General features: G+C 37.7%; 17 protein-coding genes. 2 read left to right on the top strand and 15 right to left on the bottom strand.

What is annotated here, in order from left to right:
• Positions 1 to 4 precede the first annotated feature (4 nt).
• The 5 genes from AC2TFD_RS06325 to desA all read right to left on the bottom strand — a co-directional run bounded on the left by AC2TFD_RS06325 (position 5) and on the right by desA (position 5368).
• Entirely contained in the window at positions 5 to 1342 is a 1338-nt protein-coding gene (locus AC2TFD_RS06325; protein ID WP_484675300.1) for a diguanylate cyclase domain-containing protein, read from the bottom strand.
• Positions 1343 to 1446: 104 nt separating this feature from the next.
• Positions 1447 to 2211 carry a MerR family transcriptional regulator gene (locus tag AC2TFD_RS06320; protein WP_484675299.1) on the bottom strand — a complete coding sequence of 255 codons (765 nt, stop codon included), beginning with the start codon at positions 2209 to 2211 and terminating at the stop codon, positions 1447 to 1449.
• Between the two features lie 244 nt (positions 2212 to 2455).
• Positions 2456 to 3055 carry a response regulator gene (locus AC2TFD_RS06315; protein ID WP_335514238.1) on the bottom strand — a complete coding sequence of 200 codons (600 nt, stop codon included), beginning with the start codon at positions 3053 to 3055 and terminating at the stop codon, positions 2456 to 2458.
• Positions 3056 to 3058: 3 nt separating this feature from the next.
• Positions 3059 to 4192: a sensor histidine kinase gene (locus AC2TFD_RS06310; protein WP_335514233.1), complete on the bottom strand. Its 1134-nt coding sequence runs from the start codon at positions 4190 to 4192 to the stop codon at positions 3059 to 3061.
• A gap of 147 nt (positions 4193 to 4339) precedes the next feature.
• Positions 4340 to 5368 (bottom strand): Delta(5) desaturase DesA, encoded by a 1029-nt coding sequence (desA, locus tag AC2TFD_RS06305; protein WP_335514230.1) that lies wholly within the window; start codon positions 5366 to 5368, stop codon positions 4340 to 4342.
• Between the two features lie 324 nt (positions 5369 to 5692).
• On the opposite strand from desA, the gene AC2TFD_RS06300 reads away from it, so the two are divergent.
• Positions 5693 to 6058, top strand: coding sequence for a DoxX family protein (locus AC2TFD_RS06300; RefSeq protein WP_335568912.1), 366 nt, complete (start codon positions 5693 to 5695; stop codon positions 6056 to 6058).
• A 136-nt stretch (positions 6059 to 6194) separates the two neighbouring features.
• Positions 6195 to 7217, top strand: coding sequence for a UvrB/UvrC motif-containing protein (locus AC2TFD_RS06295; RefSeq protein WP_335568911.1), 1023 nt, complete (start codon positions 6195 to 6197; stop codon positions 7215 to 7217).
• Between the two features lie 35 nt (positions 7218 to 7252).
• Here the strand turns inward: AC2TFD_RS06295 and AC2TFD_RS06290 are convergent, their stop codons facing one another.
• The 10 genes from AC2TFD_RS06290 to AC2TFD_RS06245 all read right to left on the bottom strand — a co-directional run bounded on the left by AC2TFD_RS06290 (position 7253) and on the right by AC2TFD_RS06245 (position 14543).
• Positions 7253 to 7861 carry a methyltransferase gene (locus AC2TFD_RS06290; RefSeq protein WP_335519916.1) on the bottom strand — a complete coding sequence of 203 codons (609 nt, stop codon included), beginning with the start codon at positions 7859 to 7861 and terminating at the stop codon, positions 7253 to 7255.
• Between the two features lie 22 nt (positions 7862 to 7883).
• Positions 7884 to 8441: a hypothetical protein gene (locus AC2TFD_RS06285; protein ID WP_335519919.1), complete on the bottom strand. Its 558-nt coding sequence runs from the start codon at positions 8439 to 8441 to the stop codon at positions 7884 to 7886.
• A 3-nt stretch (positions 8442 to 8444) separates the two neighbouring features.
• Positions 8445 to 9077: an SCO family protein gene (locus AC2TFD_RS06280; protein WP_335568910.1), complete on the bottom strand. Its 633-nt coding sequence runs from the start codon at positions 9075 to 9077 to the stop codon at positions 8445 to 8447.
• Between the two features lie 150 nt (positions 9078 to 9227).
• Positions 9228 to 10910 (bottom strand): cbb3-type cytochrome c oxidase subunit I, encoded by a 1683-nt coding sequence (locus AC2TFD_RS06275; RefSeq protein ID WP_335568930.1) that lies wholly within the window; start codon positions 10908 to 10910, stop codon positions 9228 to 9230.
• A 19-nt stretch (positions 10911 to 10929) separates the two neighbouring features.
• Positions 10930 to 11397: a cytochrome c oxidase subunit II gene (locus tag AC2TFD_RS06270; RefSeq protein WP_335519924.1), complete on the bottom strand. Its 468-nt coding sequence runs from the start codon at positions 11395 to 11397 to the stop codon at positions 10930 to 10932.
• Positions 11398 to 11409: 12 nt separating this feature from the next.
• Positions 11410 to 11553, bottom strand: coding sequence for a hypothetical protein (locus AC2TFD_RS06265; RefSeq protein ID WP_335519926.1), 144 nt, complete (start codon positions 11551 to 11553; stop codon positions 11410 to 11412).
• A gap of 328 nt (positions 11554 to 11881) precedes the next feature.
• Positions 11882 to 12799: a heme o synthase gene (gene cyoE, locus AC2TFD_RS06260; protein ID WP_335519928.1), complete on the bottom strand. Its 918-nt coding sequence runs from the start codon at positions 12797 to 12799 to the stop codon at positions 11882 to 11884.
• Between the two features lie 93 nt (positions 12800 to 12892).
• Positions 12893 to 13645 (bottom strand): TPM domain-containing protein, encoded by a 753-nt coding sequence (locus tag AC2TFD_RS06255; RefSeq protein WP_335568909.1) that lies wholly within the window; start codon positions 13643 to 13645, stop codon positions 12893 to 12895.
• Complete coding sequence (locus AC2TFD_RS06250; RefSeq protein WP_335519934.1) at positions 13645 to 14220, bottom strand: LemA family protein; 576 nt, start codon at positions 14218 to 14220, stop codon at positions 13645 to 13647. The genes AC2TFD_RS06255 and AC2TFD_RS06250 overlap by 1 nt, the downstream gene beginning before the upstream one ends.
• A gap of 95 nt (positions 14221 to 14315) precedes the next feature.
• Positions 14316 to 14543, bottom strand: coding sequence for a hypothetical protein (locus AC2TFD_RS06245; protein ID WP_335519937.1), 228 nt, complete (start codon positions 14541 to 14543; stop codon positions 14316 to 14318).
• Positions 14544 to 14560 lie beyond the last annotated feature (17 nt).

Raw genomic sequence — 14560 nt, 5'->3', positions numbered from 1 at the left:
AGTTTTAATCTTGATAAATTTGATAATTATTTCTTCCTTTTTCTTTCGCCTGGTATAAAGCCATGTCCGCTTGTTTATATAATGATTTTTCGTCTAGTTGAAAGTCGTTATAGAAGGAAATCCCAATACTAGTAGTGATTTGTATATTTTCACCTGATACATGCCATTCACTTAGACTTAGCAGTATTCTTTCCGCGATTTCTTTGGCATTTGTTTTATCAGTTAAATCAGGTAATAGAATAACAAATTCATCACCACCCATTCTTGCCATTATGTCATTCTTTCTCAACGTGTTCTTTACACACGAGGCAAATCCTCTCAGCACCTCATCACCAATGTCATGGCCAAGTGTATCATTAATTTTTTTAAAAGAATCTATATCTAGTGCGAAAATTGCGAGTGTCATATTTGTTTTTTTGGCCCTCGCCATTTCTACTTTTAAGCTTTGCGAAAAGTAATTCCTATTTGGCAAGCCTGTTAATGGATCATGAAGAGCAAGGTGCTTTAACTTGTTTTCATATTTCTTTCTTTCAGTGATATCTTTATATACTGCGACACCGCCATCCCAGTTACCATTATGATCATAAATAGGTGAATACGAAGCAAGAAAATCAATTCCTTCTCCATCTCTCGTGATGCGTTTCACTTCATGAGATTGGATATTTTCACCTCTTTTTAATTTTTCGATAATTTCTCTTAAATCTTCCTTACTGTCCTCTGGAATAATACTAATTGACTTATCGTTCAAAATTTCTTCTTGCGGCCATCTTAATAATTTTTCAAAAGATTTATTTACAGATACAAAATCTTCATTTCTATCGAATGTATACATGGCGTCTGCTACACTATTCCACACGAGCTCAAAATGGTCTTTTATTCTTTTTATTTCCTGCTCTTTCTCCCTTTGTTCTGTTAAGTCACGTACAATGGCTAACAAATGGGTACACTCCCCATCTTGATTAAACACTGGTGTAATGGTCGACTCCCAATAAATTAATTTATGGTTATAATCGAATTTTTGGGGAAGTGTTGAAATCTTAACCTGGTCTTCGTAGATGATTGGCTTTTTCTTCTCCATTGCTTCACGGTATTTTTCCTTAATAATTTGAAAAGCCTTCTCGGGCAAAACCTCCTCTATCGGTTTTCCAAAGGATTCATTCGTTAATCCGTAAAGGTCTTTAGCAGGTTTATTTAGAAGAACGTAACTAAACGATTTATCACTGTTTACTTTTGTTAAAAAAACTAAATCCGTCATATTATTAAACAACTGAAAAAATAGATTGTGGCTATTTAAAATTTCTAAATTGGTTATTTCATACATTTGCATATCGCCTTTCATCATTGGTAGACTGTATCTCCCGTTTATCTTACCAAAAAACACAGACTTCTACACTTAGAGGAACATTGAAAAACTCACCCAAACTATACATGGGTGAGTTGTTTCACTTATTTCTTTTGCCCTGTGTAAATATGAATGGCATCCCTTAAGAATTCTGCGGTTCCAGGCTGTTCCTTGTCATAGTAGGCTGTAAATCTTTCATCATCCACATACATTTGTGCTAAACCTGCATGGGCTTCCTTATTGTATTCTTTCCAATAATAAGTTAACCATTGCTTGTGTAGATCTGCAGCCTTTTGCGCTAATTCACCTGCGGGGTCCCCTGTTTTAAAGGCTTCTGCAAGTGTAACGTGCACTTGATCGGCTAACGTAGTTACCTCCTCAAATTGTTCCTGTGTCATGTTCATGACTTTTGCGTTAGAGGCTTCGATATTATCCTTGCCATATTTTTCGCGAATTTCTTTACCATACTTATCCTCGTTATCCTCAACAAGCATCTTCTTAAAGCCTTCAAATTTTTCCTTATTTGACATGGTCATTCTCCCTTCTGATACTGCTATTGTTTTATCGACGTTAGCGATTAATAAATCTAGTTGTTCTCTTTTTTTGAGGAGTTTTTCACGGTGTTCCCGCAGTGCTATTGCACTGTCGAAATCAGGAGCAGTTACAATTTCCTTGATGCTGTCTAACCCTAGCCCTAACTCTCTAAAAAAACGGATTTGCTGAAGGCGATTAACTTCCTCCTGACCATAGATTCGATATCCAGATGAATTGATTCTTGCCGGCTTAAGAATTCCAATTTCATCATAGTATCTGAGTGTTCGCGTGCTGACACCTGCGAGACTTGCTAGTTTTTGAACAGTATATTCCATGTAATCATCTCCTCATTAACAACGATACACCTTTACGCAACGTTAAAGTCAATCACTAGTTTGCCTATTTTCATAAAAAAAGAGGCATCCACCCGTCTGGGTGATGCCTCTTTTTTTATTCTAATTCAATATTCAGTCATTAATGTCCATCTAGGGTGGACACTGTCCACGAGCGGTGCCTGTCACCGCGAATTGTCACCACGAATATATACCACGAGTATATCACCGCGATTAATGTGTCCTTTTATTTAAACCAGCCTTTTTCTCTGGATTGTTTGATGGCTTCGATTCGGTTTTTTACGTCGAGTTTGTCCAGGATGGTTGAAATGTAGTTTCGGACGGTCCCTGTTTTGATGCTGAGCTGTTCGGCGATTTCTTGTGTGTTTTTGCCATCTGCGACGAGTTCTAAGACTTCTTTTTCCCGGTCTGTAAGTGGATTTTCTTCGCTGTAAACATCGTCCATAAGCTCAGGGGCGTAAATGCGTTTTCCTTCCATCACCCGGCGGATGGAACTCGCCAGCTCCTCACTGGGACTATCTTTCAACAGGTACCCTCTAACCCCTGCTTTGATTGCGCGTTGAAAGTATCCTGTCCGTGCAAAGGTTGTTAAGATGATCACCTTGCAATCCATTCCTTTTAGCTCTTCTGCAGCTTCAAGTCCTGTTTTTCCTGGCATTTCTATGTCCATTATGCAAATATCTGGTTGATGCTTCCTTACTAAAGCCACTGCTTCTTCCCCATTTGAAGCCTTCCCCACCACTTCCATATCTTCCTCTAAATTGAGAAGTGAACCGAAGGCGCCTAATAGCATTTGCTGGTCTTCCGCAATTACAATTCTAATCATTTACTACACATCCCCCTTTTCCGACGGCTTTACATCATTCGGTACTCTAATGACTAAGGTTGTGCCTTCTTTTGTTAAAAGCTCTATGCTGCCATTAATAAATTCAAGGCGTTCTTTCATTCCTAAAAGACCGCTTCCTCTCGTATCTTTATCTCCTTCATCTTTAAACACACCATTATCATGGATGGTCATCACTATTTCCTTCCATGATTGCTCAATAGAAATAGAGCAGGAGCTTGCACCGCTATGTTTGACGACATTATTTACTGCCTCTTTCATACACATACTAAGAATGTTTTCGGTTAGTAACGGAACATTTTTTAACGAAAAGTCTTGATTACCTTCGAAGTTGATTTCGGCGGCCTTTAATATTTGCTTCACCCGGACAATCTCTTCCTTTAATCGAATTCCCCTCATCGAAGATACCATTTTTCGAACTTCACTTAATGCTGTTCTTGCTGTTTGCTGAACATCCTTTAATTCACTGCGTGCCTGTTCAGGATCTTTTGTAATTAGGCGTCTTGCTAAATCACTTTTCAAACCAATAAGTGAAAGCTTTTGACCCAAAGTGTCATGAAGGTCGCGGGCAATTCGCTGTCTCTCCTCTAACTTCACCAGCTCTGATATCCGCTTGTTTGCATCCTCTAGTTTCTCCTCAAGCTGCCCCATCTCTTTTTTGTTACGAATATTAAAAGGAAGCAAAATGACACTAATCCAAATAATAATAACAAAAGGCAATTGTTTGAGAAAAAGTGCATCCATCTGTACAATGCTGAAGTTAATCGATGCAGAAGTGCTGATCAAATGAATAAAATATAACGTAAAGAACGTAATCCGATCTTTAATATTTCCGATAAAATACGCGAGGAAAAAGGCAAAATAAACATAGCTGAAAAGACTGGTGGATGTAATTGATATACCGATTAAGATGAATGTCCAAAGGTATACTGGCCAGCCTTTGGCGAAAAATGCAATTCGATAGAAGATAAAAAAGAGAATCGTAAGGATTATTCCAACGATGATTTTAATAGGCGAGGATGTTTGGAATATAAAATAAAATGGTAATATACAAAGAATTGTCCAAATATAAGGTGAAATACCGCTATTTTTCTGGAATGTCATATACCTCTTAAACATAAAAGAACCTCATTTTCAGCTAAAAATAGTTAATTAACCTAATCTTACCACAATTCTCCTTAATCTTCATTTACTACTATCTATTCGACCAAACCAATCGTTTAGAACATAAATAACGACAAGCCCTTATGATAGGACTTGTCGTTTCTATGCCTTCTCAGGTCTAAGAATCTCTTTTTGTTTTTTTACAAGGTCTTTTATTTCTTTAAAGCCGACAAACTTCTTCGCTTGCTCATCCCAAAGCCGAAATTTGAGTGAGCTGAAACTTGTTGCTAACGTAATCGTGGGAACATTTTGTAATGGAAGGGTTTGATTATGTGCCTCTTCCAGCTTATAGTTTGGAACCCTTGGGCTTAAATGATGAACATGATGGTAGCCAATGTTCCCCGTAAGCCATTGCAATATCTTGGGCAGTTTATAGAAGGAACTGCCTTCAACCGCTGCTTTCAAGTATTCCCAATGCTTGTCTTCTTCAAAGTAAGAATCTTCAAAAGTATGTTGGACATAAAACAGCCAAATTCCAAGAGAACCTGAAATTAAAAAAATCGGTCCTTGTACGAATATGAACTGTTTCCAGCCAAGAATCAAACATAGTATGACTGTTACAGCCAAAATCCCTGCATTTGTTATATAGGTATTGATTCGCTCATTTAGCCTTGCACCTCTTCGATTAAAGCGATTCTTAATTAAAAAAACATATATTGGACCCAATCCAAACATGATAAGCGGATTCCGATACAAGCGATATTTAATTCTTTCAAATGTTGAAGCTGCCAAATATTCTTCAACGGTCAATACCCAGATATCCCCGGTTCCCCGCTTATCTAAATTACTGCTTGTTGCGTGATGTACAGAGTGATCGTGCTGCCATTGGTTATAAGGAAAAACCGTCATTATCCCAGTGATGGTTCCAAGCACGGCATTTGCTTTTCGATTCCTAAAAAAGGAGTGATGGCAGCAATCATGGAAAATAATAAACGTCCTCACCAAAAATCCGGCAGCTAGAATGGAAATACCCAATGTTAGCAGGTATGAAAGAGATAAACTTTTATAGGCCAGCACCCATAATCCAAAGAACGGTATCAGGGTATTTAGCAGCTGCCAAATACTTGCCGGTAAACTTGATTTTTCAAAGGCTGCAACTTGCTTTCGTAAATTCTTTTGCTTCTGATCCATTTTCTCATTATTCCCTTCTTTCATTTTAGTCCATAGCTGTCATATGCAAACCATGATAAATGTCATATTCCCCTATTACGCGAAGAGAGGAGAAGCTCGACTCCGAGCTTCTCCTCCCCTTTTGGGCAAGTTTATTTTTTGCTTTTCTCGTACGAATTAACCCTAATTTTATAAATTTTTCTATTTTACTCATGGTTTGGACCAGCTATTGAATACATTTTATTAAGGTTGTTTTCGTAAAGATTGTTGTTAAAATCTTAAAGCCGATTTTAACGTGGTTTTAGCTATTTTGCGCTTTAGAATTTAGTTGAAGGGGTAATGGACTTGAGTGATTCGTTTACAAACTTTAAATTCATCCGATTTGCTGTGGCATATGTCTTTATTACATCTGGTGTGATGAAATTATTTAGCACAGAACTTGCACAAGTATTTATCGGTTTAGGACTGCCTTTTCCAGATATACTCCTGTATGTTACAGCCTTTCTGGAAATTATTTGCGGTATTCTCATATTGGTAAACCGCAGTGTAAAATACGCAGTTATCCCCTTAATTGGAATTATGATTGCGGCCATTCTGCTGACAAAGCTCCCTGAGTTACACAACGGGATTTTACCTTTTGCCTTTAAGGCAAGGTTAGATATTGTCATGCTGGTGCTCTTGTTTGCCTTATATTCAAAATCATCATCATAACCGATGTTTACCAGTTTGTTTTCGTCAATCCGGTTCTCAATTTATGTTAAAATGATGAAAAACAAGCAAAGGGGAGATCTTTATTTTTATAAAAGAAAAGGTAAAAAGTCTTCCCGCAACCCCCGGGGTATATTTAATGAAGGATTCCCGCGGAACCATCATTTATGTCGGCAAGGCAAAGAATCTTAAAAGGCGTGTTCAATCCTATTTCCAGCAATCTAAAGCACATCCTCAAAAGATTATTAAGCTTGTCAGCAATGTGCGAGATTTTGATATTCTGTTAACAGATACAGAATTTGAAGCATTTATGCTGGAGTGTAAGTTAATTAGGGAAATCAAACCTCTATTTAATAAAATGATGAAAAGCCCCCAATCCTACTCCTACATTGTGGTCGACCAAGGTACAAGGTACCGTGATGTTAAGATTACAAACTGTCGTGATGAACAGGATGGCAGGCTATATTTCGGGCCTTTTCCCAGCAAGAATAAAGTCGAAACAGCAATAACAGGCATTAAGGAATCTTATAAAATTCTTTGCAGCAACCCTAAAGCAAAGAATTCGCTGTGCTTAAACCATTCACTTGGGTTGTGCATTGGTATGTGCGGAGGCGGACCGGCTATACAGGAGTATAATGCGATTATCGAGGATTTCATTGCCCTGCTTTCTGGTGAGAATAGGGTAATTCTTGATCAGATGAAAAAAAATATGGCGGAAGCTGCAGCCCAATTTGATTTTGAGGCTGCCGCTAAGTATCGAGATCGAATCGATGCCATTCAGTCTCTTCTTAGAAAAGAAAAGGTTATCGAGTTTACCGAGTCAAATAAGAATTTAATCGTTTTAGAAAATTTAAACGAGAACTCCTTCAAGCTTTTTCTCATTAAACGGAACGAAATTCTTTACAGTCAAATCCTAACGATTGACAGTGCAGACCTTCATCAGCTCAGTAGGACCATCAGTTCAACCTTTACCGATAGTGCTAAACATGCCCGCAAACACGTAAGTAGAGATGAAATTGATGAAGCACAAATTGTTTATAATTATGTAAAAAGTAGCCATTGCCGTTATACAACGGTTCCTAATAAATGGGTTCAGACCCACATGGATACAAAAGTGGAAAACGCAATAAACAAATTATTAGTTAATAACCCCATAAAATAGCCCTCGTTTGTCTCTATTAGACTGTGAGGGCTATTTTAATATGCCAAGCGATAAATTAAGAACCGCTCATTGGGATTATTCTCATATAAGCCAGGAAGTTGAACCTCTTTTATTAATTCAAATAAAGTATGATTTTCTAAATAATAGATATAATCCTCAGATGGATAATATAAAATTACGTCAACTTCCCGTTTGTATTTCTCCACCGAAGCCAAAATTTTATTCATGATTTTCCAAAAAATTGGTATCGTAAATGGGTTAAAAAAGTAAAAACGGTTATCGAAAGCTGTAATATTATACTTTTCTGCCAAGCAGCACTGAAATTGAATCTTGCCCTTATATTCTTTCATTTTTCCTAAATAACTCGTTTGGTTGGCTAATGCTTCTTGGTAAAGATTCTCGTTCATTTCAACTCCGGTAACAGAAGCATGAAACAAGTAATGAATAAAGAAGTTGAGTCTGCCTTTTCCGCAGCCAAAATCAACGATATGGTCGCTGCTCTTCAATTCATATTCAGCAAATAATTTTTCAAGTGCCTGGTAAGGTGTTGGCTCATATCTGTGATAATGGAAGGACTTGTTGAATCCCTTTTGATACCCTTCTGTTTTTATATTCAGTAATTCATCGTAATTACGTTCTTTCATGCATTTGCTCCTGCCTGCCCTCTCATTCATACGCGGAAGGGTCGATAAAAAAATTATAGCCTAAATAAACTACCATTCCGATTGCCGTCAGTAAAAATGCCCAACCGAGCGTTAGCTGCTCGATTACTAAATAGTTATTACATAACTGCACAGGTGACCATATATATAACCACCCCAGTCCAATAAACATTAGAGTGAAACTAATGATCACAACATTTTTTCCTAATGAACTGAGTTTTCTCCAACTGTCTCGTAAAGGAATTCCCGCTAATAATGGTAAACTAATAAATTTAAAAACTTCTACCATCTGCGAAGTCAATGCTTCATCCATGCTTCGAGGTAACATCCAGTATACCATGATAATGACAAATAACGTAATTCCCGGAACTCCATTACTATTCCACTTTTCAAAAAAATGAGGAAATCTTTTTTGGAAAAAAGGTGCCATTAACATTCCGGCGATTACCAGCATCGGCATCTGCATATGCATATGGATGACCATTAAGGTTTCCATGAAATCTGCAACAGGAGGAATAACTAAGAAAATGAGTAAAAGTAAGCCATAAAACGACTGATTCATGGACTATTCCTCCCCTTTGTTTTCAAGGATGTTAGCAACCTTTTGAGCAGCTTCGTCGATTTTTTTATAATCCATTACATCAATCAAACTGCCTTTTTTATCTATTAAATAAAAAGCAGAGTTATGAGCAAAATTTCCGTTTTCATCTGGAATCACAATGACACCGAATGCTTTTAATAACGAATCTAACTCAGCCCGGTCCGGAATTCTTGCCATACGCCAGGTTTCAGCATCACTTTTAAAAAAGTCTTTGTATTTGTTTAAAACAGCCGGAGTATCTCTTTCCGGATCGAAGCTTATGCTCAAGAAGACAATTTCTTCTCCTTTTACACTGCTTGGCAGTTTATCGTAAACCTGCTTCATATTGTATTCTAATTCAGGGCAAACCGTGGTACAGGATGTATAGAGAAATGTAATAAATACATATTTATCTTCAAATTCAGATATTGAATATTTTCGTCCCATACTGTCTTCAAGGGTAACATCCGGGAATTTAGGTTTATCATCTTTTAGCTGCTGCACTCTTGCTTTTTCTGCAGTAAATGCGGTAAATCCATCGGTTCCGATAAAAAACAATCCAATTCCAAATACTATAACAAGAAAAAATGAGATTTTCGTATATCTATTATTGATCATATAGATCACTTCCAAATTTGTTTTATTTGAATAAAGAGATAGCCCAAGCACTTTGAGCTATCTCTTATAGTTTAAATCACTGTCTAGCTTCAGCACCTAGGAGAAATTGAACTGCAATTTTCCCTGGCCAGGGCGCTTCCGCTTTTCTTATTACCAAGTCTTAAACGGTGGTGATCCTGGAGGCGCATTTACAATCATATCAGTTAAAGGTATTACATATGCCATTGCAACAATAATAAGCATTACTACGATCCAAATGCCCCAACGCTCTGTCCAATAAGGAGTTTTTGATGCATTTTCCTCTTCTTCTGCAATTGGGAATTCTGTTTCACCTTTTGGTGCAAAGAACATCATATTGAATACAGCGTACACTTGTAGAATAACACCGATAATTAGTAAAGTACCGCCAACTGCTAATAACATCAAGTATGGGTCCCAGCCTAATGCTGTTGCATGATCCCCGTACGTTGTGTAAGAGGTTCTTCTCGGTGAACCTAGCAAACCAACGTAGTGCATTGCACCAGACATACAGATCATACCAATTGTCCAAATCCATGTTTGGATAACACCTAAACGATTGATTTGCGGCGTTAATACGCGGTTCGATATAAAAGGAACTAACCAATAACTGATTCCAAAGAATGTCATAACCACTGACATACCTAATGTTAAGTGGAAATGTCCAACAATCCACATTGTATTATGAACTACTTGGTCTAATTGATTTGTGCTTTGTGCAATACCGCCAGCTCCAGCTGGAATGAAAGCAACCATCGCGATAAATGGAGCTAGGAAGCGAACATCGCCCCAAGGCATTTTCTTCCAGAAGCCAATTAGGCCTTTGCCGCCTTTTCTTCTAGCCGTACGCTCAAATACTGCAAATAGTGCAAATGCTGTCATGAGAGAAGGGAATCCAATTGCCAAACTCATAAAGACGTGCATAAATTTAACGTATTGATTGATAGCAGGGTCAATGATTTGGTGATGGAATCCACCAGTGATGTTCATAACGACTAGAGCGATAATAACCACACGAGTTAATACATCACTCCAGCGCTTTCCGCCGATAATTTTGGGTACCACTACGTACCATGCAGAAACAGCTGTTAAATACCAGATATTAACCAATGTGTGTCCAAAAGCCCAAAACAGTGTACGAGCGACCATTACATTGATTGTTTCTACCCAGCCAAACGTCCATGGTAAAATCATAACCAAGACTTCAACTGCTACGAACATGAGAGCGAAAAATAATAGAATGAATACACCTGTTGCAAAGTAAGAAAGGATTGGAACATGCTGACCTTTATGATTTTTCCTCCAATTCGCTACTTGGATGAATGCTCCAACACAGCATAACCAAACGCCGACTACGATTAAAGCTAAACCAATATAGAATACTGGATGTGCAGCCATCGGCGGATAGAAGGTGTACATAACCGACGCTTCATTCATTAAGATTGGAATAACCGCTAAGACAAACCCGACCAACTTGATGAAGAAACCAACCCAGGCGAGCTTTCTTACTTTTGGAAGAAGTCCTCCCAAGTTATGTGAAAGTGTTGCATAAAAGTATCCAATGGTAAAGAATGCTGTTAACACGAGGATTAATATTAAACCATGCGCCGTCAATACTTGATAATAATTAAACCAAGTTGGTAACTCTAACAATCCTGCCCGGTTTAAACCTTGTAATAATCCTAAAAATCCACCAACTAATAATGCGATAAATGCTACAGCTATATATGATTTCGAAATTTTTGCATCCTCTGGGTGATATCCCAGCATTTTGTTTGCTTTATCTTTAAAACCTATTTTTAAATCTGCCTCCATTTTCATCTGCTATCCCCCCTTATTTCACCGTAATCGTTGTACTCATTACTTGGTGACCCGCACCACAATATTCATTACAGATAACCAAATAACTGCCTGCCTTATCAAATGTTTGTGTGATTTTTTGAATATGCCCTGGCATAACCATTGCATTGATATTTGTTCCTGCCACTTCAAATCCGTGTACAACATCTTTTGAAGTCATAATAAACGTAACTTTTGCTCCAGCTGGAATCTCAATGTTATTTGGAGTAAAGCCAAATGCTTGTAACGTCATAACGACTTCATATTCATTGTCGCCCACTTTTTTTACTCCTGGATTATCAAAAGGAGCTATATTATCAACATTCTGTGGATCGATTGTTTCCATATTACTTGGTGGTCCCATTTCTAGTGCAAAAGCTTGGTAACCTGTGATTAACATGAATCCCATGATGATACCAAAACTTATCGTAAGCCATATTTTTTCATCAAGGTGCATTTTCATCTTTATCCCCCCTTATATTCTGGCCATATAAAGACCGTATAGAACTATATACGTAGCAACAATCACGACTCCAACCACAGTTACGGAAAGCCATGTTCCTTTTAATGGTTCTTCCTGATCTTTTTTATTTTTTTGAGTAATCTTTGTAGCTGCCATCGAAATTCAACCCCCTTAATTTGTTGTTACTTATATAATAATTGCGAAACGTTCTCACTGAAGTGAACTGAATCACATAGAAAAAACAAAAATACAAAAATATCAACTGAATTTTTATATCAGTTTTGTGTCTATTTAGAGAAAAACGCACGAATATCAACCTTTTAAAACCCTGAAGAATCAATATTTTATATTCTGATATAGAAAGGATTCTCAGGTGGTAAAAGTGACAAATTTATGAACGATAGAAACAATATTTAAATTTTGTCAAAGTAAAAAGCTGCCCGTTAATGGACAGCTTGAATGTATTTATATGAATTAAAATCTGTTAAAATAGCGGCAGTGTAAAAATAATCACCATTAGGAATATTATCATTATATAATTTACCGAATATAGAAAAACCGCATGAGCCCATTTTAAGTCATCCTTCGTAGAAAATCCTCTTATACATACGACTAGCCAGCCAATGTTTAGGATCGTGGCAGCCACTACAAAGGCGGTACCAAGCTGCGTTAAAAAAAAGGGCAATGGCAGCAGGCAGGCAACATACACGACAATTTGGACTTTTGTATTTTTAAATCCCTTTACCACCGGAAGCATTGCCACACCCGCAGCTCTATATTCTTCACACTTCTTCATAGCAATGGCAAAAGTATGCGGCATTTGAAATACAAATAATATTAGAAAAAGGATAATGGGAACGATATGAAAACTTGACTCAACTGCTGCCCATCCAATTAAGGGAGTAACGGCTCCTGAAACACTGCCAATTACCGTATTTAAGGTATATCTCCGCTTTGACCACATCGTGTACAAAATGACATAGGTGAACCATCCTACGAAAGCATATAGTGCTGCTTCAATGGTAGTAAATAGTAAAAGAATTAAACCCAGAATGGTTAAAACAATACCAATGGTCAAAACAACGTTTAGAGGAATATTTCCCGTTACAGTTGGTCTATTTTTCGTTCTTTCCATTATTGTATCTATATCAACATCATACCAATTATTAAGGACGAGAGCTCCAGCCATAACCATTGTACTTCCAATAACTGTTAGCAAAAAAACTTCCCAGTAATCACTAAATGAATGGTTAGAAAAATGCAGCGCCAACCAGAAACCAGAAAAAACAGGCAGAACATTAGCAATTAATACACTTGCTTTAAAAAGTGACTTTAGGTCAGAGATTAAGCTAGAGGGGTTTCTATCATCTATCTGAAAAAAAGATATATCGTTTTTACTCATTTCACTAAACCTCCAAACTTAAATCCTTCCCTATCATTAAATCATACATCATAAGCCTTTTGCATGATATTCATCACTTAAAATTTTCCAAACTCACCATCCTCGTCCTGCGCCGCCGCCACCTGAAGAACCGCCTCCGCCTCCCCGGGGACCACCGCCGCCTCCACCTCTTCCACGTGAGATGATCGATAGCAGAAGATACGTTAGGGTTCCGCCAAAAAACTTAAAATCAAGAAAAACAACGACAACGACTATAAGGATTAACAGCCATGAGGGTATACCGAGCCCTTCATTTCCAGATGGCTGCCCAGCTTGATTTTTCTGTACCGGCATGCCTCCCTCTTGCCCGTATTCGGCTAAAACTTCATTTGCCAGTGCCTTATACGTTTCTATGATCGCTTGGTTTGGCTGATTATTTTGAAGATATGGAATGGCATGCTGATCAAGAATCTGCCCAGCTTTTCCATCAGTGATTCTCCCTTCCAATCCATATCCCACTTCGATTTTTATTAAACGATCGGTTACGGCAATAACCAGCAATACACCATTATCTTGTTGCTCGCTGCCAATTCCGTACTGTCTAAAAGCTGCATTCGCATATTCCTCTATTGTGTTTTCTCCAATGGTGTCTACTGTTAATACAGAAACTTGGGCAGTGGTTTGATCTTCAATAGATCTTCCTAAATTTCTCAATTCTGCTATTTCTACTTGTGTTAATATCTTCGCGAAATCTTGAACATAAATATCGCCAATGGGCGCAGGCATTTTAATTTCTTTAGCAGCTGTACTGCCTGATAGCAGGAAAAAAAATAAAAAAAGAAGGCTGAAGACCGCTTTCGGTTTCATTATCCATTGCCTCCAAAGTCAACTTCAGGAGCTTCAGCCGCTTTCGGATCTGCTGTAAAATATTCTTTCTCGTCAAAACCGGTCATACCTGCTATAAGTGCCCCAGGAAATTGCTTTACTTTTTTGTTATACACAGCGACCTGGTCATTATAATCTTTTCTTGCTACGGAAATCCGATTTTCCGTTCCAGCCAACTCATCCATTAATCGCGTAAATTGCTGATCCGCTTTTAGATTCGGATAATTTTCAACGACAACCAGTAACCGGCTTAATGCACCTGATAATTCAGCATTTGCCGTCGCTTCTTCTTCTACTGTATTCGCTCCTGCTAATCTTGCCCGAGCATCAGAAATCGATGCGATCACTTCTTTTTCATGTGAAGCATATCCTTTTACGGTATTCACAAGGTTTGGTATCAAATCAAGCCTTCGCTGCAGCTGATTTTCGATTTGTGCATAGGATTGATCTACATTTTCTTCAAGAGTAACAAAGTTATTGTAGCTCGACGCCAACATCACCCCAGCAAAAACAATCACAGCTAAAATAATTCCAATTACGATATATCCTTTTTTCAATTGAACACACTCCTTTCCCTATAGTATGTTTCACTTACTATTTCTACTATGAAAAGCTGTGTGGATTTATTTAATCCGCACAGCTTTTTTTCTTTTTATTTATGATCATTTAATTCATCAATAAGCTGCTTTGTTCTTTTTGCGTTTCCTTCTGCAAAGTTTTCAAGGCGTTCCTTTAGTTCATCGTCATCGTGAACCCGTTCGGCCGTTATTAAATAAGTCCGCATTAGATCCTCTTCCATCTCTATAGAATCCTTAAGAATTTCTTCAAGATTATTTTTTTCTTCTTTTTCACTTTTCCCTTTAAAGATATTTGCAGTCAAAGCATATGCCTCCTTTA

It is taken from the genome of Neobacillus sp. plas4, from assembly GCF_057221695.1.
Note: the sequence above shows the minus strand (reverse complement) of the source record. Positions and strands in the feature narration are given on the sequence as shown.